The sequence below is a fragment of the Pseudoalteromonas phenolica genome (genome assembly GCF_005876835.1).
Taxonomy (GTDB): domain Bacteria; phylum Pseudomonadota; class Gammaproteobacteria; order Enterobacterales; family Alteromonadaceae; genus Pseudoalteromonas; species Pseudoalteromonas phenolica_B.
Genome location: NZ_PPSW01000051.1, coordinates 1 through 25,071, shown reverse-complemented (window position 1 = coordinate 25,071; position 25,071 = coordinate 1). Strand labels below are relative to the sequence as shown.

The following is a 25,071-nucleotide window of genomic DNA, read 5'->3' as shown; positions in this document are numbered from 1 at the left end:
CTGACTGAACTTAAGATGTGATGCCATTTTCGCCACATCTTGATATACTTCGCGACAATGAAAAGTGCCCTATGCCAACGATGAAATACAAAGACTTAAGAGACTTTATTACGCGCTTAGAAGAACAAGGTGAACTTGTTCGGGTTAAGCAGCCTATCTCTACCAAGCTAGAGATGACCGAAATAGCCGATCGCACCTTGCGTGCTGGCGGCCCAGCGATTTTATTTGAAAACCCTGAAGGGTTTGATATTCCTGTTTTAGCCAACTTATTCGGTACACCAAAGCGTGTTGCGATGGGCATGGGTCAAACCGATGTCAGCGAACTACGTGAAGTAGGTAAGTTATTGGCTTTCTTAAAAGAGCCAGAGCCACCAAAAGGCATTAAAGAAGCTTTAGGACAAATTCCGGTGTTTAAGCAAGTGCTTAATATGCCTGCTAAAGAAGTGCGCAAAGCGCCTTGTCAGCAAGTGGTGTTAACTGGTGATGATGTCGATTTAACCAAGCTCCCTATTCAACATTGTTGGCCAGGTGATGCAGCGCCGCTGATCACTTGGGGCTTAACCGTCACCAAAGGGCCATATAAAAAACGCCAGAACTTAGGTATTTATCGCCAGCAGTTATTAGGTAAGAACAAGATTATTATGCGCTGGTTATCACACCGTGGTGGTGCACTTGATTATCAAGAGTGGTGTAAAGAGCACCCGGGCGAACCTTACCCGGTATCGGTTGCGCTAGGCGCTGATCCGGCGACGATTTTAGGCGCAGTAACCCCTGTGCCAGATACCTTAAGTGAATATGCATTTGCCGGTTTGCTGCGCGGTTCAAAAACTGAAGTCGTTAAGTCTGTGTCTAACGACCTACAAGTACCGGCCACTGCCGAGATTGTACTTGAAGGCTATATTGAACAAGGTGAGATGGCACCTGAAGGGCCTTATGGTGACCACACGGGTTATTACAACGAAGTGGATGACTTCCCAGTGATGACCGTCACACACATTACCCATCGTGAGAACCCGATTTATCACAGCACTTATACAGGTCGTCCGCCCGATGAGCCAGCCATTTTAGGCGTGGCACTGAACGAAGTATTTGTGCCTATTTTACAAAAGCAATTCCCAGAAATTGTCGACTTTTATTTACCGCCTGAGGGCTGTTCATATCGTATGGCCGTGGTCACCATGAAGAAACAGTATCCGGGTCATGCGAAACGTGTGATGATGGGCGTTTGGTCATTCTTACGTCAATTCATGTACACCAAGTTTGTTATTGTCTGTGACGATGACGTCAACGCGCGAGATTGGAATGATGTCATTTGGGCCATTACTACACGTATGGACCCTGCTCGTGACACCACCATGATCGAAAATACCCCGATTGATTACCTCGACTTTGCCTCTCCGGTGTCAGGTCTTGGCTCAAAAATGGGAATGGATGCCACCAATAAATGGCCAGGTGAAACCGACCGAGAATGGGGTGAACCCATTGTGATGGATGAATCAATCAAGCAACGAGTAGATGAAATTTGGGACTCGTTAAACATTATGTCTCTTAATAAATAAACGCTGCACGCGTCGTGAAAGGTTTAATAATGCAAGTGTTAAATGCAGAAGTAGTAAGTATTACCCCCCTAACAGAATTTGTTTACAAGGTAGAGCTAAAACCAAGCGAACCTGCAGAGTTTAAAGCAGGTCATTACCTTCAATTAGTACTTGGCGAGAAAGACAAGCGCGCTTTTTCAATTGCGAGTCGCCCAAGCCAAAAAGAATTACTAGAACTTCATATTGGCGCTTCTGAAGAAAACAGCTATGCCATGCAAGCGCTTGATCATTTACGTGAGCACCACGCAAATGGCACGCATGCAAACGTTGAGGTTGGCCTAGGCATTTCTGAATTACGTACTGAATCACAATTACCAATCGTGTTATTAGCGGGCGGTACAGGTTTTAGCTATGTGAAATCAATGGCCGATCATTTAGCTGAAATTGACTCAGACCGTCAGGTGCATTTTTACTGGGGTGTACGTGACGAATCAGCACTGTATGCAGCAGAAGAGATGCAAGCTTGGGCTGCGAAAAAGCCAAACTTCACATTCGTACCTGTCGTTGATAATGCCAGCGATAACTGGGCAGGCCACACAGGTTTCGTTCACAAAGCGGTATTAAAAGATTTCGACTCACTTGCAGCCTACGAAATCTATATGGCGGGCCGCTTCGACATGATTGGCCCTGTTCGCGATGACTTTATCGCTCATGGTGCAATTCGCGAGAACATGTACGCCGATGCCTTTGCTTTCATCAAATAACACGGCTTCGTAATAAAAACGCCAGCATTTTTGCTGGCGTTTTTTATTATGCTTAATCTAGGCTAAAGGAAACCTCTACTTGTGTTCTTTCGGGGTTCATTTCACCAGTTTTCAGATAATATGCAGTTTCATTAACTGTACGCTCTAGCATAAAAGATGCAAGCTGAGCTTTCAAATGCGCATTTTGAACATCTAACTTTAAATCCTTCAGTAAACTTTGTTTATCAGTCGTTACTGAAAACTCTTTGAGAAACTTATTAAAGGAGCTTGGACCTATAAGCTCTGATGCTGCCTGCGCATCATGGGTTGCTTTATAACTTGATGAAATAGTCACTAACAGTTTCACAGGCACTTCTTTTAGTTCATCTCTTAGTAGTGCAAACTCCCACACACTAGAGTTAGTGTCTAAATATGCTATGGCTAGTTTGTTATTATCTGCAGTTTGATCTAATTTCAGTAACTTTTCGATAACTGGAAGTGTTTCTTCATAGATTTCTATAGCACTCTGAAGCTTTTCTAAATTACTCTCCATTTCATAATGTGTTTTTTCAAGAATGACATGCGCATACTTTTCTTCTTGATAATTTTGAAACCACTCATTAATCACCAGAGCGATTAGCACACCTAGCGTTACTATCATCAGCTCAAAAGTGATTTTGCCTAAGCTTGCTCTTAATTTTTCTTTCATATCCGTTGAACCTTTACTACAAGTACCGATTTTCATCTTACCGCTTTGATAGACATAAGAAAACGGCAAAGTTTATAACTGAGTCCAAATCGAATTGTCCTGCTGCCAGCTAATAAAACCCTACTGACACTCCCTGACATGACGCTGTGATTTACTTATCTACGTCAACCAACAACAGTTAATACGGAGATAATTATGTCTAATAACGCCATTGAAATCGTGCAATTCAAGTTACAAGAAAACGCAGACCTTGCTCAGTTCGAAGCTGCAAACTCGGCTTTCCAAATCTTCATTGATCAACAACCTGGTGTGCTCTACCGCTCGCTTGCAAAATTAGCAGATGCCCACAGCTATGTTGATGTGGTGTATTTTGAGACCATGGCTGATGCCAAGCGCATTGGTGATGCCTTTATGGAAAACCCAATTTGTCAGCAGTTCGCGCAACTGATTGAGAAAGACACAGTGAAATTAGAGCGCTACAATGCAGTAAGTCAGACGCCTTGTGAACAAAGTGCCTAACACTCTAGTCATCAAGTAAAACAAAAAGGACAATGGTGTGCATAAATCTGAGCGGTTATTTCAACTGGTCAACATTCTAAAAAGTCGTCGACTCGCAACCCGAGCGTGTGACTTGGCAACGCGTTTGAATGTGTCAGAGCGCACCATTTATCGTGACATCCAACATCTTCAAAGCTCTGGTGTGCCCATTGAAGGCGAAGCTGGCATTGGTTATCTCATAAGTGACTATGATTTACCACCTATGATGTTCACTATGGATGAGCTGCAAGCACTGTTGCTTGGCAGCAAAATGGTCAGCGCTTGGACAGATCCAGATTTAGCCGAAAAAGCACAAAGCGCTATCACCAAAATAGAAGCCGTGCTGCCCGCACAGTTAAAACAACAAACAACCGATCAGCCTTATTTAGTCTCAGGCTGGAGCCATAACGCCGAGCATCAATCGTTTACTTATACCCTGCGCCAAGGTATCGAACAAAAACGCTGTGTTGATTTACATTACAGTGATGCCAAACAAGCACTCACTTCGCGCATTGTTGAACCGCTGGGATTAGTCTATTGGGGTGGTAAATGGACACTGGTTGCATATTGCCAACTCAGAGCTGATTATCGTGAATTTAGACTCGATAGAATTCAAGGTGCAACTTTATTAGAAGATGGTTTTAGTCTGCATGAAAAGAAGAATCTCGATCACTATGTGGCACTTATCAAGGCGAAATATGAGCAACATTAATATCTGATTTAGATTTCTTCAATTTACAAATTTAAAACACAATGACAACATTAAATTTCAAATTAAAACTAAAAAGAAGTTATTTTGAAGTTAAAGCTTAAGAAAAGTCACCTCAAAACTTTAAGCAAAGATTTAGAGTCATTGCCAGTTGAGCAAACTCCAAACGTTGCAGGGGGCACTTGGCAAACAATAACCATTACCACAACTGTTGCTTCACATCCCGTTATCTCATGCGGTGGTGGTTGTGGCGGCGGTGGCGGCGGCGGCGATGATGGCAGCGGCGGTCCAACGTATGTTTGGGTTTGCACCTACGTACCAGACAAAAATATTGTTTAACAAATAACTTGAGCGCTTTATAATCTAAAGCGCTAAATTATGAATATTTATATAAAAATTTTTATTCCATTACTCTTCATTTCCACTCTATTTCTTTGCGTTTTGCATCTATTGGATATTCCTAAAGAAAAGACAGAAATAGCCATCCACAATATTGAAAAGACGTTAATTTTTGCTATAAATGCAAACGAAATAAACACCTTAATGCTAGATAAGATTTCGAAAAATAAAAAAGTTTTAATCTACAACCACGGAACAGTTAATCCTAGAAAACTCAACTCATGCAGCAAATATGTCCCCAGCTCCATTACAGACAACGCTTTTAGAGATTTTTTTATAATTATTTTATGTTCAAACTCAATTGAAAAGCCCTACCCAAAAGCTACTGGTAACTATACATTTTCTAGAGCAAATGAAATAAAAAGATTAGTGGATAAAGTTTTAGAGGATGGATTTTCTTCAAATGACATTTTTTTGGCTGGGCATTCTGCTGGAGCATGGTCATCTATGCTTTTTGCATCTTTGAATCCTGAAAAATATAACTCTATTATTGCATTTGCACCTGCATTCGCTGGTACTAGACAAAGCCAAATACAATACCCTAATTGGAGATTAGCTAATAACTATCAGATGCAGAAGTTAAAGAGTGGCGCTCCTATTCGAGGGTTACTTTTCACATATGAAAAAGATCCTTTCATGCAACCTAATGATTTTTTAGACCTCATTGCGCTATTTTCCGGGTCTTTAAGACTCATCTCGTACGATTGCCATGATTCAGAGCACGCGCACATGACACATTCATTAGATTGCATGTCTCATCAAACAAAAAGTTTGATAGAAAGCCTATTATCTAATGGAGAAGCTTTTCCATAATTATTGAAAATGAGTCATTCAACAAAAACAATCAAACCAATCTAAACAACCCATTTTACCAATCACACTTTATTGCTGATACTAATCTCAACCAACAGGAGAACCGTATTATGCAAGCAATTAAAGACATTATGACCAGCCAATTTCCGGCTATTTACGCACACACAGAATTAACAGACATTATTGAACAACTGCAAAGCCATGGACTATTTGGCGCGCCCGTAGTCGATGCACAAAAGCAGTTAATTGGTTTTATTTCTGAACAACAACTGCTTAATCCACTGTTACAAAACAGCTATTTTTGTGACGGTCAGATCACCGCACAAGACTTGATGAGCAAAGATGTTCTGGCAGTAAAAAGTAATGTGTTGGTGGTTGATTTAGCCACGCAAATGCAGGGAGATAAACCAAAAATTTATCCTGTAGTGGAAGACAATAAAGTGATTGGATTAGTGACGCGCTCGCGGGTTATCAATGCGCTTAAACAAGCTTATTTAAGCTGCGCAAAAGCTTCATAAGTTAATCACAGTTCAGATTAGACTAGACTAGACTAGACGGTAACCATTTGGGTGTTACCGTCTATTAATCTTTATAGAGATAGTAGCAGATTAACCCGCTTTTTTCGCTAGTAAGGCTTGTTTGTCTGAATCACTTAAGAATGCGATTTCAAGCGCATTTTCTTGGGCTTTTTTCACATCATCAGCGGTTAAACCCGCTACTTTAGCCGCTTCGATAAACTCATGTTGTAGCTCAATACCCTGCACGGCTGGATCATCGGTATTAATACATGCCGCAATGCCGTGATCTAAGAATTGTTTAAGCGGGTGCTTGGTTAAATCAGCCACGGTACTGGTTTGAATGTTACTGGTTAAGCAAGATTCAATACCAATACGGTTATCGCGTAAGTAATCCATCAATTTTGGATCTTCAATTGACTTCACACCATGACCAATACGCGTTGCGCCTAGTTCTTGAATCGCCTGCCAGACACTTGAAGCGCCTTCAGCTTCACCTGCATGAATGGTTACGCCTAAATACGCGTCGCGAACTTGCTTAAAGTGATCAACAAATAATTCACCCGGGAAGCCAAGCTCATCACCCGCTAAGTCAACCGCTGCCATATCGTTTTTGAATGCTAAGATTGCGTCTAGTTCATACTGGCACTTTTCAACACCAAAAGTACGCGACATAATGCCGATCAGATTAACCTTGATATCACGGTTAGCGGTTGCCGACTTAATGCCATCAACTACGGCTTCTACGACACCTTGTGGGTGTAAGTTATGACTTTGTGCCATGTAGTATGGGCTGAATCTTAATTCAGTGTAATCGATGTTTTGTGCAATGGCATCTTCTACGTTTTCTATCGCAATACGACGACACGCATCGTAGTCACCCAATACCTTCACACCCCAGTCTAGCTTTTGTAAAAACGCCACAAGATTGGGTTCAGTGCTCTGCACTTGAACATGTGGTAATAAGCCTTCTAAGTCATTGGCCGGAAGCGTTAAATTAAATTGCCTACCTAACTCCAAAATAGTGTTAGCACGTACATTGCCATCTAAATGGCGGTGTAAGTCTAATAACGGGAATTTCTTATCGAACATAAATACCAATCCTCTATCAATCGTGACCTACTCAGAAGGCTTATCGCACGGCTTCTAAGACTCGCTTCAAAAAGACCTTATGTGGAATCGCAATACACATTCAGGTTTTAAGTAACATCTGCTTTTTGAAGATAAAATTTTCCAGATCATACGCATGTAGCGATTATGATCAAGGACAGGTGTCCTCAATAGCGAGCTCATTCGACCTCTTTCCATTCCAATTGCATTAAGTTTCTAATCAATTATTGCGACAGAAAAAATGGCAAATAACAAGGATGAAACTTTAATATATAGTTGTTCTATTTAAGAAGTTTCAGACGAAGTTAGTGGCCTTTTTAGCTCGCTAGAATGATTAGTTGGTTAATAAAATTGGGATATAAAAGCCCCAGCTACATAACTATAGCTGGGGCTCTATCTGTGTCTAATTTTCTAAATAACCAAAGCTCAGGTCAAATAGCTGCCGTTATTTTGCGGCCAATAATAAATAAGCTTTTTGGAACTGCTGAGTTTGCTCATAGCTGTTTAGAACCGGTTTTAAATGGGTTTTATCCAGCTCTGTTAGCTGACAATTGTCGAATACTTTCGCCGCCAATTCATACTCACCCGCCGCGTTAGCTAGGCAACCCATGGCAAACAACAATTGCGGTTGCTCTGGATGTTTTTTCAACGCATCTTGCAGTGATGTACGCAATTTAACATCAGGGTTTTTGGCATGCACGACCACATCAGCAAATGCCTGGTACTGACCTTTCTTTAGCCATTTTTGTAATGTCGGCAGTAAGTTTTGCCACTGCCCTGCACTGGCTTGCGACTGCATATAAAGCGCTTCGCTTTGCACTTTTAATGCTTTAGGAAGTTGTTCAAATTGGCCAATCGCCTGCTCTGCGTTCGCAGTAAACCAACGTGCCATAAATGCTTGCCACTGTGCTTGCGACCAATCTAAGCGCTTGTAGTGCTGATTAATCGCCGTCGCTAATTCAGCGTGTTTTTCAGCCTGTAGTAACCCGGCCAAATAACTACTCATCGCAGCCTGCGTTGGTTTTTTCTCTGCCATTGGCGCATCTAATAAGGCTAACGCTTGCTCATTCTGATTGGCATCCAACCAAAGTTTAGGCACCTTGCTCTGCCCTGCATCACTGACGTTTTGTAAATGCGCCAGTGCTTGTGCTTTATCGCCTTGCTGTAATGCAGCTTTTGCCAGTAAGGCTTGCTGCGCGTCTTGCCACTCTTCAGGGGCTTGCCCTTTATTAAGCGTACTCTGCACCGCAGCAGCATCATCATTGATGCTCGCCCATAAACCTTGTTGCCACACTTGCTGAGCTTTAAGTTCTTTTTTACCACGCCAAAAACCCGTGGTTTTACCGTACATGCGAAGTAGTGCACGTAACGTAATAAATGCAAAATAAAGTACCGTGAAACAAATTCCAGCCCATACAAGGAACGAAATGATTGTGCCTTCAACGGTTGTATTACCGACAGAAATCAGTACATAGCCCTTTTCATCAATTAGAAAATGGCTAGCTGCTAGAGAGATAGCAACGATGATGAAAGCGAGGATCCACCTAATCATTCAACCACTCCTTCAGTGCTTGCTCAGAAGATAGCTCCACCTTTCTGCTAAATACAAGAGGCTGCTGCTCTAGTTCAGCAAGCTTTGCTTTAGCTGCTTTTATTGCTGACGACTCGGCATTAAAGTATTTCTCTAAATGCGTTCGAGCTTGCGTTAACGCAGTAAAAAAGACACTTGCCTGTTTATCCATTAACGCAGTTTGCGCCTGAGAAAAATAACCTCTTAACTGAGCTGTAATTAGTTGTGTTTCTTGAGTGTTTAAAAGTACATCGATATCAATATTTTCACTGCGCTTGATTGTGAATAGCTCATCAACCAATTTATCAAATGAACGCGCTACATTACTTTTCCAATCACTGATATCTGAAGAAAGAGCTTCATTCACTTCTGTCGTTTTCATTTCAGAAATTTGTCTTTCAATACTTTTTATTGGCAACGCATCAACCTGATTCAATAAGCCATGTAGCTCTAAGTAAATACTTTCAACTGCGGGTTGTGGCTGAGCGTTGAGTAAAGCAATGTCATCTGCCAGTGCTTTTAATACTTCCGTATTATTGCTCTGTGCTAACAACACATCGTGTACACGCTTTAATACGGCTGCACCGCCTTGGTAATCTTGCTCTGCTGCCACTTTAAATACCGCTAAACGATGTAAGTAAACCGCTTCATTGATTGCTGCGCCACTGAGCTGTTGATCAGCTTGGCGTAACTTGCTGTCTAACTGTGCTGCAAAGCTCTCTTGTAATTGCGCTGCTTGCGATGACAAAGACTGGTTTACTGCTTGTGACACGCGCGATTGCTCACTTTGCAATGCTGCTAAATTCTGTTGTGACTGTTTAAGTTCGCTTTTTAAGGCGCTATTTTCGGTTTTTAAAGCATCTAACGCCGCGTAGGTTTTATCGCTGATCTGCTGTCCATGAACGATTAAACCGGTTGTCATGACACCCGTTGCCGTTGCTATCAACAAGGCTAATACGCCCACTTTACTGATCTTTTGCTTCATCGGTTTGGTCTCTGGCACGCTCGGTTTTTCACTCGCAGCGATTGGTTGTTTTTGTTCTTCACTCATAGTGCTTACCTGCTGTTTTTGAGACGACTTAATGCAACTGAACACTGCATCATCACTGGCACCGTCGGCAAGGTATATCTGCGTCTGTGCAATTTGGTACTCTTGTTGTAAATAATCACAGCTACGTTGACTAACAAGATAAAAATCTCGTTGCTTTAACCAGTCTAAATGTTGTTCTGATTGTGTGTTAAAAACAGCATCAATCGCAGCATTACTGCTCAGCACTATAGCGGTTATCTGTTGCTCACGCCAGTGGTCTAACCAGCTCTCAGCAGTTTCTTCTAACGCTGCGCGTTCATATACAACACATTGATTTAGAATAGCACCGCGTGATTTACAGGTTTTGGCTATCAGCGTGCGACCGCCCTTGCCTTTAACGAGTACGCATTGTTTTGCGTCTAAATCTTGTAAGGTATTTAAAGCCAATAAGCCTTCGGAATCTTGTTGCTCTGGAAAGTCTGCTTTGCGAGAAAAGTGTTTTTCTATTGCCTGTGCGGTTTGCTCACCTACTGCAAACAGTTTGGCGTGAGCTGGTAAAGTTGGATATTGCTCAGCAAGAGACAGCACGGCATCTTGTGAAATGAAAATAATGACATCGGCATTATCGAGTGGCGCAAGCTGCTGAGCGTCCAGTGTTATCGAAGTAAGCGATAACACTGGGGTATGAAGATATGCAATCTGATGCTGCTCGAGTTGTGCCTTAAGCTGCTCACCTTTACCGCTTGGCCGTGTGATTGCAATCTTTGTCATATTAAATTTAACCTTGTTACGCGTCTCTATATACTTCAGCTAAAATTTTGTCAGCACCTTGCGCTAACAACTGCTCAGCAAGCTGAACACCTAACTGCTCAGCGTTCTCAACTGAACCTGACACTTCATCGCGTAAAATCTCAGAGCCATCAACTGCGCCCACTAAACCGCGAATATGAACTTGTTCACCATTTACTAGTGCATAAGCACCGATTGGCACCTGACAACCGCCTTCTAAACGACGGTTCATGGCACGCTCTGCAAGTACACGAATACGTGTTTCAGTGTGCTCTAAAGGCGCAAGCAATGCTTTTACTCGTTCGTCATCAATGCGACACTCGATACCCACGGCACCTTGGCCATTGGCTGGTAATGATGTTTCTGGCTCGATGAAGTCAGCAATGCGCTCTGGCATTTCTAAACGAAGTAGTCCAGCAGCAGCCAAAATAATCGCATCGTAATCGCCATTATCTAGCTTAGCTAAACGGGTATTTACATTACCGCGTAAGTCACGAATGTCTAAATCCGGGCGTAATGCACGTACTTGACACTGACGGCGTAGACTCGAAGTACCGACTACTGCGCCTTGCGGCAGCTCATCTAAGCTTTTGTATTTGTTTGATACAAAAGCATCGCGCGGATCTTCACGCTCACAAATAGTGTTAAGCTCTAACCCTTCAGGGAATTCAACCGGCACATCTTTCATTGAGTGGACCGCGATATCGGCGCGGCCATCTAACATGGCTTGTTCAAGCTCTTTTACGAATAACCCTTTACCACCGATTTTTGCCAGTGGCGTATCTAGAATAATGTCACCCTGCGTCGACATTGGCACCAGCTCAACGGTAAGGTCTGAGTGAAAACGCTCAAGTTCGGCTTTCACAAATTCTGCCTGCCACAATGCCAGTGCGCTTTTGCGGGTTGCGATACGTAAAATATTTGCTTGTTCTGTCATGCTTTTGCCTGTTGGACGCGATTAAAGCGCCGATGGAATAATTCGAAATGTTTTTTGTGCCAGTAACTCGCCTTGCTCTGTTACGGCTTCAACACGCCATTGACCTGTCTGGCTTGGCATGATGTTTTTGCTTGAATAAGTACGGTAGCGGTCTGCGCTGATCGTCAATGGGATTTCTGCCATTAACTGATCTTGATGAAACCATAAATGGCTAATAGTTTGACCTTTTAGCTTGCGCACCTCTGTGAAGAAAAATAGTTTTTCTTGAAACTCGGTTTGCTCAATCGACTCTTTTAACACATCAACTGGCTCACGCTCACTGATGCCTGTAGTCAGTACAGCACGGCTAATAAATTGCACATCAATTTGTGCACCTAATGCCACTGAAGTCACTTTCGCGTTGTCTGAAAACTGTGTTGATGACGTTTCTGCATCTTGTTCAGCCTCAGGTGAATTAGTTGCCGTCTCAACAGTTTCTTTCTCAACGCTGATTTCATCAGTCACTTGAGCAAACTCAGGCTCGCTATCAAGGGTTTGCATTGTGTCTGTTTGCTCAGTTAAAGCTACGCTGGCTTTTTCCACACCAGCTTGGTTATCAACAGCTGCGGCATTTTGCACCGACTCTTGAAGCTCAAGCTCTGCTGCAGCAGTTTGCACAGGAGTAATGACTTCTTCGGCGATCACCTCTTCTGGCTCAGAGATAACCACAACCTCGTTATCTAACTCTTGCTGTGCTGTATCTGTAACAAGTTCTGGTTCTGAAATAACGACTGTATTTGGCTCAACCATTTCAATATTTTGCACTTCATCGGCATTCACTGAATTCATTAAGCCATACACGATAGCCACAGCGGTCAGCATTAACATGCTTGCTGCCATAAAAATGCGTCGCCAATGCCACTGATAATGCACAGCTTGCGGCTGGGCGGGTGCCTTACTCACACTGGTTTTTATGACAATCTTCTGTGACATGTTTTGCTCCGTTTAATTAAGCCAATTTTTCAAGCAACCAAGTGCGAATAGCGGTTAGCTCTTCAGCACATACCTGATGTGCCATTGGGTAATCTTGCCATGATACCGAGTAACCTTGTGTGGTGAGCGTATCAAATGCTTGACGGCCCGCCATCATAGGCACAACTGGATCTTGCGAGCCATGCGCCATGAAAATATCTAGTTCGGCTTGCACTGCTTCGTCTGCCAGCTTTTGCGGCGCACACATGTAAGTCGATAACGCCATCACGCCAGCCAGTTTTTGCTTAAGACGCGGTGCTAAATGCAAGGCTATCACCCCACCTTGAGAGAAACCAGCCAATATGATTTTATCGGCAGGTATACCTTTGTCTAACTCAGCTTGAATTAAAACTTCAACTTGAGCGGAAGAGTCTCTCACACCTGTTTCATCAGCTCTTTTATCTAGATCAAAAGACTTGATGTCATACCATGCGCGCATCACCATGCCACCATTTATGGTGACCGGTTGCTCTGGCGCGTGAGGAAAAATAAACCGTACACCAAGTTCTGCAGGTAAACCAAGCTCTGGAGCTATCGGTAGAAAGCCGTTACCTGAATCGCCAAGGCCATGTAACCAAATGATCGACGCTTTATGCGTGCTTTGTGCTGGGTATTCTACAAATTCAAGCATTAGTCGTGCTGCCACTCAATAGGTGCACCAGCTTGCTTAGTCGCCGCTTCGCTCATAAATTGCCAGAATTCTGCACCCGAGCGGTTGTCGATCCACTGCTCGCCTTGTAGCTCAAAATGGTGACCATTGAATTTAGTTGCAACCCATACTTGATGAAGCGGTGCTTGTTTGTTGATGATGATCTTACTCTTATCAGGGAAGATGATCTCTAAAATGCCCGATTGAGACTCATAGTCTAAATCAACATCACAGTCATCAATTTGCTCTTCAATGGTTAACATTAACGCGTCGGCAAGTTCGTGGTATTCATGATCGGTCATCACGGCATCCTTCAATAAGCACGGTTGTATAAGTTATGACGAAATTTCACAGCCCCAATAGCTGCATTTTCTATGAATTCTGTTACTCTGCGATTATAAAGGCACTGACATCATTAATCTAATGAAAGCGAACCCCTCATTCACAAGCTTATTATTTTTGGTCATCTTTACCAGCTTATTCTTGACTGGTTGTGGCCAAAGTGGCGTGCTCTATTTACCAGAGCAACAGCAACAAGATAACCAAACACCTGCGAGTAAACAACCAAAGCAAGACCAACAGAAACAACAGCAAGAGGAAAAGTAAGATGGATTTTTTCGAATACAAAAATAATCAGCTGTTTGCTGAAGGGGTTTCGGTGGCAGATATCGCCGAGCAATACGGTACCCCCTGTTATGTCTATTCTCGCAAAACCCTAGAGCGTCACTATCATGCATTTACTGATGCCGCTGACGGTCATCCGCATTTAGTCTGCTATGCCGTTAAAGCAAACTCGAATCTGGCTGTGTTAAATGTCTTGGCCAAACAAGGTGCTGGCTTTGATATTGTCTCGCAAGGCGAACTTGCGCGGGTTCTGCAAGCCGGCGGTGATGCCAGCAAAGTGGTATTCTCTGGTGTTGCAAAAACTGCACAAGAAATTGCGTTTGCTCTAGTACAAAACATCAAATGTTTTAACGTTGAATCTGAAGCCGAGCTTGAACGTATTAGTCATGTTGCCAGTGAACTAAATAAAACTGCACGCGTGTCTATTCGTGTGAATCCAGATATTGATGCGAAAACCCATCCTTATATTTCTACCGGTTTAAAAGAAAACAAGTTTGGCATCGACATCAATCAGGCCTTCGATATTTATCAAAAAGCCTATGCACTACCAGGTATTGAAGTGGTCGGTGTTGATTTTCATATTGGCTCGCAGTTGACCGAAGTCGCGCCATTCTTAGCCGCATTAGACAAAGTCTTAGCCTTAGTTGATAAGTTGAAAACCGCAGGTATCGAACTTGAACATTTAGATATTGGTGGTGGTTTAGGCGTGCCATACGACAGTGAAAAGCCGCCTCACCCGAGCGCCTATGCTGCAGAGGTGAAAGCTAAGCTAGTAAACTACCCTCACCTAGAACTCGTCTTTGAGCCAGGGCGTGCTATTGCCGCCAATGCCGGTATTCTAGTGACCAAAGTCGAATATATTAAGCCAACTAAAGATAAATACTTCGCGATTGTTGATGCGGGTATGAACGACATGCTACGCCCGTCTTTATATCAAGCATGGCAAAACATCATTGCTGTTGCGCCGCGCGCTGATGGCACACCAACACAAAATTATGATGTGGTGGGTCCGGTGTGTGAAACCGGTGATTTCTTAGGTAAAGATAGACCACTAGCTATTCAAGCCGGTGATTTACTTGCACAGCGTAGTGCCGGTGCCTATGGCTTTACCATGAGCTCAAACTACAACTCGCGCCCTCGTGCGGCTGAAATCATGGTAGATGGCGACGAGAGTCATTTGGTTCGCCAGCGCGAGACGCTCACTTCGCTTTGGCAAGGCGAGCAATTACTGCCTTAATTAAGCGCCTTCCCGCACCAAGCCCAGTGGATATCACTGGGCTTTTGATAATTGCCATGGCAAAGTAGTAGCAGCTTGGAGTTACATTAAGACATTATGTTTGTAAATTTTTCTAAAATGCACGGTTTGGGTAATGACTTTATGGTCGTTGATAACGTCACTCAAAATGTATTTTTATCACGCGACCAAATCAAGAAACTCGCTGATCGCAATTTCGGTGTGGGTTTTGATCAACTACTCATGGTTGAAGCGCCTTACTCGCCAGATCTCGATTTTCATTATCGTATTTTTAATTCTGATGGCACCGAAGTGGAACAATGTGGCAATGGCGCTCGTTGTTTTGCCCGCTTTGTACGTATGAAGGGTCTCACCAACAAACATAAGGTCGCTGTCTCTACTAAGGGTGGCAACATTACCCTGTATACTGAAAAAGATGGCCAAGTCACCGTAAACATGGGCAACCCGCACTTCGCGCCCAGCAGTGTGCCATTTAAAGCAAAAAAGCCTGAGCTCACTTATATTCTTCGCGCCGGTGAAAGTACGGTTTTTTGTGGCGTAGTGTCTATGGGCAACCCCCATTGTGTATTAGAAGTCGACGACGTGAATACCGCTGAAGTCGAGACCTTAGGCCCTTTACTTGAAAACCACGAACGCTTTCCTGAGCGCGCCAATGTGGGTTTTATGCAGATCATCAACCCTGAACACATTAAACTGAGAGTCTGGGAGCGCGGCGCTGCCGAAACTCTCGCGTGTGGCAGCGGAGCGTGTGCTGCAGTTGCTGTGGGTATAATGCAAAAGAAATTAGCCAGCACAGTGCGAGTAGATTTACCTGGCGGTTCATTACAAATACGCTGGCAAGGCGAAGGTAACCCAGTGCGTATGACAGGCCCAGCTGAGCATGTATTCGATGGGCAAATTTCTCTGTAAAGAATAAGCTTTTAAGCGCTCGAAATAAAAAGTCGGAGTAATTAACATGAAGCAAACAGATCAAGAACAACAAGTCTGCGACTACTTAAAACGCAACCCCGACTTCTTTCAGCATCACCCTTATGTGTTACTCGAATTAGAATTGTTCAGCAAAAGCCAAGGCTTACCTAATTTAGCCCTACAACAGCTGCGTTTCTTAAGAGAGCAAAACCAAGCATTAAAACAGCAGCTCTCCGGGATGGCTAAAATTGCACACAGCAATGAACAGATATTCAAAACTCTGAGCGATTGCCAGCGCCAAATTTGGCAAGCTAGCTCATTGAATGAAATCTCTAAAGTGATCCAAACCGCGTTTGCTAATACACCTAATATTTCGGCGACAGAGCTACTCTTTCAGCCCGAGCAAGTAACCCAAGCGCTAAACACCACTCTTGAGGATAAGGCCCAATACTTAGGCCGTACACCAAAACAGTTAGATAGCGTCTGGGAAAAAGCCCCAAGCACAGGCTCTGTGGCACTGTATCAACTTGACGACAGTGATGCGGTACTGGCGTTTGCCAGTGATAATCCTGCGCATTTTTGCCCAAATAACGATGACATGTTGATGCAAGAATTTTTAGCGGGCTTAAAACTGAGGATTGCAGCGCTTGGATAGCCCATTGTGAATAGTCAGTTCAATACCTCTCAAAGTGAACTTAAAGAGGAGTTTTCTCAGCCAATCGATGCATTTCTGGCTTATTTACGTCATGAAAAGCAATACTCAGAACACACTTTAGGACAATATAAACGCCAACTTATACAAGCCGCTTTAGTATTTCAGCAAGATTGTCATGATTGGCTTGGTGTATCCCCCGACCATATTCGACGTTTTAGCATGCAACTGCGCAGCAAGCAGTACAATCCTCGTAGTATTAATTTGAAGCTTAGCTGCATTCGCAGTCTGTATAAATTTTTAAAAGCCAAACATCAACAGCATCAAGCTTTAATCAACCCAGGGGAAGGCATAAAAGGCCCTAAGTTTCAAAAACCACTGCCAAAGAATCTCGATGTCGACCAAATGGCGCAGTTATTAGAATTACCTGAAGACGATGCCCTCGCAGTACGCGACAAAGCCATGATGGAGTTAATGTATTCGAGTGGCTTGCGTGTCAGTGAGCTAGTAAATGCCAACTTAAACGATATTCGTGAAGGAGAAATTCGGGTACTGGGTAAAGGCAGTAAAGAGCGCGTAGTCCCAGTAGGCAATAAAGCCCTCGCCGCATTAGAGGCATGGTTGAAGCTACGCCCACAATTTGCCATTGAAGGCGATCCAGCCTTGTTTGTGAGTAAACAAAAGCGCCGTATCTCAACCCGTCATGTACATGAGCGTATGAAAGACTGGGGCCTAAAGCAAGGCATCAGTACCCCAGTGCACCCGCACAAACTTCGCCACTCATTTGCCAGTCACATTCTGGAATCAAGTGGTGATCTGCGCGCAGTACAAGAAATGCTCGGACACAGTAGTTTGTCAGCAACCCAAGTCTATACCCATGTCGACTTTCAACATCTCGCCAAGGTGTACGACAAAGCGCATCCGAGAGCGAAAAAATCCAAATAGCCACTCATTTACGTATAATGCGCATAACCCTAAAGGAGCCATTTAATGCGATTCAACCGAGCTATCACGCCCGTTAAAGTTTTAAGCTTTGACCTAGACGACACCCTTTACAACAACCACCCGATAATCAAGGCGGCACTTCAAGCACAGTTTGATTATCTTGCCACAATTGAGCAGTGGCATGCTAAAGGCCCCGATTACTGGCGTGAGTGTCGCAACCATATTGGTGAAACACAGCCTGAACTTCAGAGTGATGTGACTAAATGGCGTCAGGTTGCATTAAGGTATGGCTTTGCACAATTAGGTTTTTCTGACAGGCAAGCCCAAGAGTATGCAAACGCGGCTTACAAGGCATTCGCCGATGCGCGCAGCAATATTGTAGTTAGTGATGAAGTGCTTGAGCTATTAGCTCAGCTTCGAGAGGAATATACCCTCATCGCCATTACCAACGGCAACGTTGAAGTCGAAAAATTTAACTTAAAGGGCGAATTTGATTTGGTATTACAGGCCGGCCCTCACGGTGAAGCTAAACCGAGTCGCGCATTATTTGATAAAGCCTGTGCACTGTTAGAAGTGAAGCCAAGTGATATTCTGCATATTGGCGATAGCCTTGATACCGACGTACAAGGCGCAAATAATGCAGGCTGTTATAGTGTTTGGCTCGATAACCAAGATTGTGTATACAACAACAAAGGACTTGCTGATATTGAAATAACTGACATTATGCAGTTAAAGTTTTTAACAAAATAAAGAATAAAAACAAACACAGGGATTATTTATGGAACAAACAGTGACACACGCCAATAAGGTTATGATCACAGGTGCGACAGGACTGCTTGGCCGTGCCCTACTTACCGAGTTAAGCCCACATTTTGATGTAGTTGGCACAGGCTTTAGCCGTGCTGAAGGCAGCATCATCAAATTAGATTTGCATGACCATCAAGCGGTTGCAAACCGCTTGATGGAGCATAGACCACAAGTCGTGATCCATGCTGCCGCTGAGCGCAACCCCGATATTTGCAGCAACAAGCCAGAGCAAGCCATTGCCCTGAATGTCGCCGCTTCCAAATTTTTAGCTGAACAGTGTGAAGCCATCGGTGCCAAATTGATTTTAATCAGTACCGACTATGTGTTCGACGGCCAAGATGCTCCCTATTTAGAAAATGCCGCACCGAATCCTCTAAACCTGTATGGACAAAGCAAGCAACAAGCGGAGCAAGCCGTATTAGCGGTTGCGAAAACCCACAGCGTGATCCGTGTACCAGTTTTATACGGTGATGTAACGCATTTAGGCGAGTCAGCAGTCACCACACTTGCACAACAACTCAGTGCCACAGTGCCTTCAAGTCACGACAACTGGGCGATCCGCTATCCAACTCACGTAGCCGATATTGCCATGAGTATCCGTGATTTGATTCAGCAAGCTGATAAATTAGGCGGTATTTTTCATATTTCTGGCACTCAGAAAATGACTAAGTACCAAATGGCATGTTTGATGGCCGATGCACTTGGCTATGACCGCAGTTTATTGGAACCACTGGGCCAACCCAACGATGGTACACCCCGCCCATATAATTGCGCACTTGAAAATAAGCGCTTAAAAGCCATGGGTATCCATTATGAGCGTGGCTTTGCCAAAGCGATTGCTGAAATTATTGTCAAACACAGTGCCTAACAGCTGCTTTTAGGCACTGCTCTGTTAATTAATACAAGAGTACAAAGTCACGTTGACCAGTGCGGGACGTTGCGCTCGCACAGCACTTTTAACAAAAAGTTTGGTAGTGGGTACTTCTTATAAATCTTATTTAAGTACTGCTGCCATGCCTGCGCTTTTAACCGCTTAATGTCTTCCTCGCTAACAATCCCCGCATACAACTGCGCAAAGTCTTTTAAAAATTGCACGTCACGGCGGCGATTATTCTTTGCATATCCTTTACCCGCATAATGAATAAAGTCAGCGTCTAAATAACCTTCTTCTCCAAACATGTCCATACGATTAAATGAAGCACTGATTGCCGTGTGTTTTAATTGATGCTTAAAGATCTGGTAATTAAACACGGTTTGTTCGTAAAACCGAATGTGATTACACACAGACTGTAAAATAGGTAAGTCACAATATGAAAATAGCTGATGGGACTGAGACAATAGCATCACGCCGACATTGTAATAATCTGGCTGACCGTTGACTTTTGGCCAGTCAACTTCGCCTAACTGTTGCTCAATTAAGCTTTTTTCTAATGAACGATCGCAGTGTGCTCCTTCATTCAACATATAAATATAATCAGAGTCGTCGTATTCTGTGAAAATATCTCGAGCATTTGGCGTAATCAGAATATCAGCATCAACATATAAAACGCGATCATACTCTTTTAATAATTCGCCAATACGTAGCTTTTCAGCCCATGCAGGACTCGCACTGTGCTTCGGATTTTCAATCTTTATTGGATAGTGCAAGCTATCAGAAATAATAAGATCGGCACCAACCTTGTCGGCATAGTGCTGAAAACTTAAAATAGCGGCTTGATACATGGGGTTGTCGCCAATGGCGAGGGTAAAAATTGCTTTTTTCATAACATTCCTTTTTTCTCACAGCCAGTTTATTTACAAAAACCTTTTTTGTCACTTTATTGGAAACCAATGTCTAAAATACGCCTTGCAAAATATATTGGCCATGCGGGAGTCTGCTCCCGCCGTCAGGCTTCTCGCTTAATTGACTTGGGTGCAGTGACGGTGAATGGCCGACCTGCAAATCACATCGATCACGTTGATGAGCTTGATGAAATTATTGTGCAGGGCGTGAAGCTTGAAGGCCCTGCCAAAAAAGTGCTCTATGCTTACCATAAACCTGTTGGAATAGACTGTAAGCTAAAGCTGGATGATCCAAGCAGCCTTATTCATCACTTACCGCAAGGTGAGCGTGTTTACCCAATTGGCCGCTTAGACAAAGACTCAAGAGGTTTGTTATTACTGACAAACGATGGTGAATTATGCCACCAGCTGATCCATCCAGATCATCATCAAGAAAAAGAATACCTAGTCGAAGTCGATAAGCCCCTTGATGCCGGCTTCTGTGCAAAAATGGCTGCGGGCGTGCCTGTTGATGGCCAAATCACTCTGCCCTGTGAAGTTTCTCTGGTTGATGAGACCCGCTTTAAAATCATTCTCAAGCAAGGGCTAAATCGACAGATCAGGAAAATGGCCAAATATTGTGGTTATAGGGTGATAGATTTATATCGAGTGCGTATTGCCAACTATGTGTTAAACCCAAATGAAGTCAGCGAAAACACCTACCAAACTATCACCTTAGGTGATTTATTCTAGTTTAAAAGCACACCACGACCATCGCTAAGGCACTGACTAACCCCACCAGCCACACCGATGAACGGGCAATATGCCAGTCAAGGTAATAACATACGCAATAGGCAACACGGGCAATAATGTGGGTAACAGCTAAAATTTGTGTGGTCTCGTTTATGGTATTCGTGCCTAACACCACAGCTAATGCGACGGCAAATACGATTAATGCTTCAAAGCTATTTTGATGGGCTGCTAAAGCGCGAGCACCAAAGCCAGTAAGCTGTGTTTGTTGTGCTCTTGGATGCCGATTATCGTATCCGCCTAATCGGTTCATCGCGATAGCAACTGGGGCTTTTGCCAAATAAGGCAATAACATGGCGATAAAAGCACAAACGAGTAACGTGGTCATTTTATTTACTCCAAACTGACAATATTCATAGTCTAAATATTTTTAATTCAAAACAGCACGCTAGCACAAAACTGCAGACAAAAAAAAGCCACCCAAAAAGCAGGTGGCGAATTATTTTGTAGCATCTGTTATCAAGTATACGCGCAATAATGAAAAACACACTGCGACAGATTGTCGCAGCTTAGGTGCTTGCCATTCTAGCTTCAAAAACCTCTATTAAACTTTGCCCTTTCTAAGCTTTATATTTTCAGATGATGCTTTAGATAATAAAAATAAATGCCCAAAACCAGCAATTCGTGATCAATGATTGTGATAAATATTCATTCTGACAAAGCAAGGGGAATATTACGATATAGTGTTGTCAAATATAAGCAGTTTTAGACGACGTAGGTGGGCAGCCTTGCTCACTAGATAAATCATTTAACAATAACAAATTGGTATCCTATGACCTGGATCGCTTTCACGCTATTGGCGGCCTTCTCGCAAGCATGGCGTAACGCCTTGCAAAGTAAGCTAAGTAACCATGCGAGTGTCGCAGGTGTAACCCTCGCCCGCTTTTTACTCGCCAGCCCACTCGCTGCACTCTATTTACTTGGCCTTTACCAATGGCAGCCTGCAGAAGCACTATCACCGAATAACAGCTTTTTATTTTATGTATTTGCAGCAAGTATTATGCAAATTGCCGCCACTGCGCTCATGGTGGTGCTCTTTAAGCAAAATAATTACGCCGTCGGCGCAGGACTTGCCAAAAGTGAAGCCTTAGTCGCCGCCATTTTGGGCATGCTGTTTTTTGGCTCTACGTTATCGTTATTAGGTTGGTTAGGTGTTGCAATCGGTGGTGTCGCAGTGCTGCTTCTGAGCGGTTTCACTTTAAAAAACCTCAACCTCAAAACGGCACTTATTGGCTTAGCCTCGGGCACCGCCTTTGCGCTTACTTCGCTTTGGGTAAGAGAAGCGAGTATCGCATCAGGGTTGCCTTTTCCACACAGTGCCGCTTGGGTGTTACTCTTTGTATTACTTGCACAAACTATAATGTTGTCGGCGTATATCAGCATTAAAGAATCCCAAACTTGGCGCACTTTACTCAGCCATAAACCGCTGACTTGTGCGATCAGTTTTACCAGCTGTATTGGCTCAATTGGTTGGTTTAGTGCCATGAGCTTGCAGCATGTTGCTTATGTGAAAACACTTGGGCAAGTTGAAGTGTTTTTTACCATTTTGCTGTCTATTTTCTTGTTAAAAGAGCCGGTAAAAAAACGCGATGGACTCGGGCTAGGCCTAATCGCCATTGCGGCCATATTGGTGATGATGACCTAAGCTCAGATTAAGTTAAAAGCCCGATTTTCGGGCTTTTAACTTATTAAACGAATGGATTAAACAACATCAATCTACTTTAGAAACAAAGTTGATTTCATGGGTAATCACCTGCGGCAATAACGGCGTATTCTCACCTTCTGCGTATTCTTCAAAACCACTGCGATAGAAAGGTGAAAGTGGGTGACCACTTTGTCCACCAGCCACAGTCATAATGGCTTTTTCTAACTCACCGGGTTGCACAATAAAACGCTGTGACGCGCCAAATTCAGGGCGCTGTACCGCTGGCATATAGCTATCACCAAAGCCATCGTATTTAGGCATATTTAAGAAGTGACTCAATATTGGCAGTTGCTTGCTAAACGGATGTTGAATTTGTAACGCATTCACTTCACCCCATGCCCATGCCGCCATATTTGGACCAAACTCTGCGGCCAACTTTTGCTTTGCTTGTTCGTAAGCTGCCAGTTGCAACGCTTGCCAATTATCATGGCCATGTAACCAAGATTCAGGTTGGGCATTGATCAATTGCCAAAGTGCCGGTTCTAAATAATTTTTCAATGAGGTTAAGCTGCTGCCTGACTTTTTCATGTTGCGTTCAACCGACACAAACACGGTATCAATAAGGCTATCGCGATAATAGCGCACTAAGGTGTAGCCCACTGACTCAGCGCAAGCGCATTGCTGCCAATCATCTAGCCAGCTTAAGTCAATTTGATACTTAAACTGGGTTTCAGTGTCTTGTCGTAATAGCGCCGATAATTGCTTATACCATGGCGTTAAGAAACGCGCTTCGTTATCGAGCTGAATGGCATAAAAATCTTTTTCGCTAAATTGTGACTTCTCTAATAATCGATCTCTGATCTGCGCCGAACGCGCACCCAAAGCATAACCGCCATCACCAAAGCGTTGATGAGCAACAGCCGAGACCACACGAGAGTTACCCGTCCAGAGTTTACCGCTTTGCGGGTTCACCACTTGTGGACGCTGTACTTCATTAAATTGCCAAAGCTTGGCGTAGTGCTCACTGGATTGTGCAATATCTGCCGGATTAGTGCGCGCAGGCACTGCGCCCATTGGTTTCCATGCCGCATTACCTTGGTCGTCTACCACCATTAAGTTTTGTACTGGAATACCCACATGCGGCGCCAGTGCGACGGCTTCTTCAACCGATTTCGTGCGCTCAAACCTAAGCAGCTCCAGATTTACTGCATAAGACTGGTGTGCCACCCAACTCAATGCATATTGCTCACCTTGAATTTCTTTTACTGGGCCGTAATCAGACATGGTCAGCTCATACACCGCATGCTCACCGTTTGGTAATGCAATGCGCTCGTTTACTTGCCATGTTTTATCTTGCGCTGTTAGGACTACCCAATCCGCGGTATCTAAATAACCGTTGGTGAAGCCCCATGCAATATGATCATTACTACCAACTACAACCGCAGGTGTGCCCGGTAGCGTCACCCCTGTCACCTGGTATTTTTCACCTTGGTGGCGGTAATTTAATTGTGCGCGATACCAAATTGATGGCACATTCAAACCTAAATGCATGTCATCTGACAGCATGGCTTTTCCGGTTTTGGTTAACGCGCCGGTTACCGCCCAGTTGTTACTGCCGTAATGGTCTTGCTCTTTTATATGGGTTACTTGTGATATTGCTTCACGACTGATTGGCTCTGGAATGGCAACACGCCCTTGTGGCAATTTTGAGCCATCAAGTGCCGCTTGGTATTGGCTTGGCTGCAAGATGAACTCGCGCATTTGCTCACCGTACAGCTTATCTAAATGAATTAATGCTTCATCTCTAAAATAGGTGCCAGCTTGTAAATCGAGATACATGCTAAAGATCACCAGCAAACTATCTTCGCTTAACCAAGGTTTTGCCTGTGCGCCACTTAATAGATATTCGAAGCTTGCGATGCCTGCCTGACTTCTACCTTCGTTAACCCCTTGCGAGTAAGTTGCCAATAGTTGCTGATCGGTTTCGGGTAATAGTTTAAGAATTTCTTGGCTACGAGCACGTAACTGGTGAAAGCGCATTTTCTTATCAAGCTCGAGCGCGCCTTTGCCAAATAACTCACTTAACTCTCCCGCAGCGTTACGGCGTAATAAATCCATTTGGAAGAAGCGATCTTGGCCATGAGCAAAGCCCAATGCATAGGCAGCATCTTGGCGGGTTTTAGCGGTGATGACTGCTTGTCCCAATGTGTCTCTAGCCAGTGTGACAGGCTTAGAAATGGCATCGGATGTGCCCTTACCGTCTAATGCCGGTAGGCTGAGCGATAACAAGCCATATAAGCCTGCGGTAAGAATTAAAATGAGGATCAACAACCCAGATAATCCACGCTTGAGCCAACTTAACATTGCGGTGTCTCCTTGTGCTTTATTATTTTTATACTAGCCATAAATAAGTGACGCTATTGTGTCAGCGAAACTGCATTATGTTCATGTTACACCCAGCTTTTCAATCTTGTTCCTCTCTGATAACCAACTAAATCAATTCTTTATCTATTCTTATACCAATCCTCTTAATTAAGTAATCTATTTTGAGGCAAGGAAAATTGTTGATAGCGAGGCTAAAACTTTGCTATTTAGTTGTTCTAA

At 43.6% G+C, this 25,071-nt stretch carries 27 protein-coding genes; 16 read left to right on the top strand and 11 right to left on the bottom strand.

The window, feature by feature from the left end:
- Positions 1-80: 80 nt before the first annotated feature.
- A complete protein-coding gene (ubiD, locus tag C1E24_RS20325; RefSeq protein WP_138484707.1) occupies positions 81-1,559 on the top strand; it encodes a 4-hydroxy-3-polyprenylbenzoate decarboxylase in 1,479 nt (492 codons plus the stop codon).
- Positions 1,560-1,588: 29 nt separating this feature from the next.
- On the top strand, positions 1,589-2,302 hold the full coding sequence (fre, locus tag C1E24_RS20320) for an NAD(P)H-flavin reductase (protein ID WP_138484691.1): 714 nt from the start codon (positions 1,589-1,591) through the stop codon (positions 2,300-2,302).
- Positions 2,303-2,354: 52 nt separating this feature from the next.
- Here fre and C1E24_RS20315 read toward each other — a convergent pair whose 3' ends face one another.
- A complete protein-coding gene (locus C1E24_RS20315) occupies positions 2,355-2,990 on the bottom strand; it encodes a hypothetical protein (protein WP_138484689.1) in 636 nt (211 codons plus the stop codon).
- Positions 2,991-3,185: 195 nt separating this feature from the next.
- On the opposite strand from C1E24_RS20315, the gene C1E24_RS20310 reads away from it, so the two are divergent.
- From C1E24_RS20310 to C1E24_RS20290, 5 genes are all read left to right on the top strand, one after another.
- On the top strand, positions 3,186-3,509 hold the full coding sequence (locus tag C1E24_RS20310; protein ID WP_138484687.1) for a hypothetical protein: 324 nt from the start codon (positions 3,186-3,188) through the stop codon (positions 3,507-3,509).
- 37 nt (positions 3,510-3,546) lie between these two features.
- Entirely contained in the window at positions 3,547-4,239 is a 693-nt protein-coding gene (locus C1E24_RS20305) for a helix-turn-helix transcriptional regulator (RefSeq protein WP_138484685.1), read from the top strand.
- Positions 4,240-4,323: 84 nt separating this feature from the next.
- A complete protein-coding gene (locus C1E24_RS20300; protein ID WP_138484683.1) occupies positions 4,324-4,575 on the top strand; it encodes a hypothetical protein in 252 nt (83 codons plus the stop codon).
- A gap of 39 nt (positions 4,576-4,614) precedes the next feature.
- Positions 4,615-5,448 carry a hypothetical protein gene (locus C1E24_RS20295; protein ID WP_138484681.1) on the top strand — a complete coding sequence of 278 codons (834 nt, stop codon included), beginning with the start codon at positions 4,615-4,617 and terminating at the stop codon, positions 5,446-5,448.
- A 110-nt stretch (positions 5,449-5,558) separates the two neighbouring features.
- Positions 5,559-5,966 (top strand): CBS domain-containing protein, encoded by a 408-nt coding sequence (locus C1E24_RS20290; protein WP_138484679.1) that lies wholly within the window; start codon positions 5,559-5,561, stop codon positions 5,964-5,966.
- A gap of 90 nt (positions 5,967-6,056) precedes the next feature.
- Here C1E24_RS20290 and add read toward each other — a convergent pair whose 3' ends face one another.
- The 7 genes from add to cyaY all read right to left on the bottom strand — a co-directional run bounded on the left by add (position 6,057) and on the right by cyaY (position 13,361).
- On the bottom strand, positions 6,057-7,055 hold the full coding sequence (gene add, locus C1E24_RS20285; RefSeq protein WP_138484677.1) for an adenosine deaminase: 999 nt from the start codon (positions 7,053-7,055) through the stop codon (positions 6,057-6,059).
- 463 nt (positions 7,056-7,518) lie between these two features.
- The gene (locus C1E24_RS20280; protein ID WP_138484675.1) at positions 7,519-8,625 is read right to left on the bottom strand and encodes a heme biosynthesis HemY N-terminal domain-containing protein; all 1,107 of its coding nucleotides are present in this window, start codon (positions 8,623-8,625) and stop codon (positions 7,519-7,521) included.
- A complete protein-coding gene (locus C1E24_RS20275) occupies positions 8,618-10,444 on the bottom strand; it encodes a uroporphyrinogen-III C-methyltransferase (RefSeq protein ID WP_138484673.1) in 1,827 nt (608 codons plus the stop codon). The genes C1E24_RS20280 and C1E24_RS20275 overlap by 8 nt, the downstream gene beginning before the upstream one ends.
- Before the next feature lie 16 nt (positions 10,445-10,460).
- Positions 10,461-11,399 carry a hydroxymethylbilane synthase gene (hemC, locus tag C1E24_RS20270; protein WP_138484671.1) on the bottom strand — a complete coding sequence of 313 codons (939 nt, stop codon included), beginning with the start codon at positions 11,397-11,399 and terminating at the stop codon, positions 10,461-10,463.
- Between the two features lie 21 nt (positions 11,400-11,420).
- Positions 11,421-12,371 (bottom strand): DUF2914 domain-containing protein, encoded by a 951-nt coding sequence (locus C1E24_RS20265; protein ID WP_138484669.1) that lies wholly within the window; start codon positions 12,369-12,371, stop codon positions 11,421-11,423.
- Positions 12,372-12,387: 16 nt separating this feature from the next.
- Complete coding sequence (locus C1E24_RS20260) at positions 12,388-13,041, bottom strand: alpha/beta hydrolase (protein ID WP_138484667.1); 654 nt, start codon at positions 13,039-13,041, stop codon at positions 12,388-12,390.
- Complete coding sequence (cyaY, locus tag C1E24_RS20255; RefSeq protein WP_058028361.1) at positions 13,041-13,361, bottom strand: iron donor protein CyaY; 321 nt, start codon at positions 13,359-13,361, stop codon at positions 13,041-13,043. Before cyaY ends, C1E24_RS20260 begins: the two co-directional genes overlap by 1 nt.
- Positions 13,362-13,482: 121 nt before the next feature.
- On the opposite strand from cyaY, the gene lptM reads away from it, so the two are divergent.
- The 7 genes from lptM to C1E24_RS20220 all read left to right on the top strand — a co-directional run bounded on the left by lptM (position 13,483) and on the right by C1E24_RS20220 (position 19,119).
- Positions 13,483-13,665, top strand: coding sequence for an LPS translocon maturation chaperone LptM (lptM, locus tag C1E24_RS20250; RefSeq protein WP_138484665.1), 183 nt, complete (start codon positions 13,483-13,485; stop codon positions 13,663-13,665).
- A 1-nt stretch (position 13,666) separates the two neighbouring features.
- Positions 13,667-14,920: a diaminopimelate decarboxylase gene (lysA, locus tag C1E24_RS20245; protein WP_138484663.1), complete on the top strand. Its 1,254-nt coding sequence runs from the start codon at positions 13,667-13,669 to the stop codon at positions 14,918-14,920.
- 96 nt (positions 14,921-15,016) lie between these two features.
- A complete protein-coding gene (dapF, locus tag C1E24_RS20240) occupies positions 15,017-15,847 on the top strand; it encodes a diaminopimelate epimerase (RefSeq protein ID WP_138484661.1) in 831 nt (276 codons plus the stop codon).
- A 46-nt stretch (positions 15,848-15,893) separates the two neighbouring features.
- On the top strand, positions 15,894-16,502 hold the full coding sequence (locus tag C1E24_RS20235; protein WP_138484659.1) for a DUF484 family protein: 609 nt from the start codon (positions 15,894-15,896) through the stop codon (positions 16,500-16,502).
- Positions 16,503-16,508: 6 nt separating this feature from the next.
- Positions 16,509-17,444 carry a tyrosine recombinase XerC gene (xerC, locus tag C1E24_RS20230; protein WP_138484658.1) on the top strand — a complete coding sequence of 312 codons (936 nt, stop codon included), beginning with the start codon at positions 16,509-16,511 and terminating at the stop codon, positions 17,442-17,444.
- 45 nt (positions 17,445-17,489) lie between these two features.
- Complete coding sequence (locus tag C1E24_RS20225) at positions 17,490-18,194, top strand: HAD-IA family hydrolase (protein ID WP_138484656.1); 705 nt, start codon at positions 17,490-17,492, stop codon at positions 18,192-18,194.
- A 28-nt stretch (positions 18,195-18,222) separates the two neighbouring features.
- On the top strand, positions 18,223-19,119 hold the full coding sequence (locus C1E24_RS20220) for a dTDP-4-dehydrorhamnose reductase family protein (protein WP_138484654.1): 897 nt from the start codon (positions 18,223-18,225) through the stop codon (positions 19,117-19,119).
- A gap of 47 nt (positions 19,120-19,166) precedes the next feature.
- Here the strand turns inward: C1E24_RS20220 and C1E24_RS20215 are convergent, their stop codons facing one another.
- Positions 19,167-20,015: a glycosyltransferase gene (locus tag C1E24_RS20215; RefSeq protein ID WP_138484652.1), complete on the bottom strand. Its 849-nt coding sequence runs from the start codon at positions 20,013-20,015 to the stop codon at positions 19,167-19,169.
- Between the two features lie 66 nt (positions 20,016-20,081).
- Here C1E24_RS20215 and C1E24_RS20210 point away from each other — a divergent pair, with 66 nt between their 5' ends.
- Positions 20,082-20,765 carry a pseudouridine synthase gene (locus C1E24_RS20210; RefSeq protein ID WP_138484650.1) on the top strand — a complete coding sequence of 228 codons (684 nt, stop codon included), beginning with the start codon at positions 20,082-20,084 and terminating at the stop codon, positions 20,763-20,765.
- A 1-nt stretch (position 20,766) separates the two neighbouring features.
- Here C1E24_RS20210 and C1E24_RS20205 read toward each other — a convergent pair whose 3' ends face one another.
- Positions 20,767-21,150, bottom strand: a complete 384-nt coding sequence (locus tag C1E24_RS20205; protein ID WP_138484648.1) for an MAPEG family protein — start codon at positions 21,148-21,150, stop codon at positions 20,767-20,769.
- 444 nt (positions 21,151-21,594) lie between these two features.
- Here C1E24_RS20205 and C1E24_RS20200 point away from each other — a divergent pair, with 444 nt between their 5' ends.
- Entirely contained in the window at positions 21,595-22,467 is an 873-nt protein-coding gene (locus C1E24_RS20200; protein ID WP_138484646.1) for a DMT family transporter, read from the top strand.
- A gap of 66 nt (positions 22,468-22,533) precedes the next feature.
- Here the strand turns inward: C1E24_RS20200 and C1E24_RS20195 are convergent, their stop codons facing one another.
- Positions 22,534-24,831: a penicillin acylase family protein gene (locus C1E24_RS20195; RefSeq protein WP_138484644.1), complete on the bottom strand. Its 2,298-nt coding sequence runs from the start codon at positions 24,829-24,831 to the stop codon at positions 22,534-22,536.
- Between the last annotated feature and the right edge of the window lie 240 nt (positions 24,832-25,071).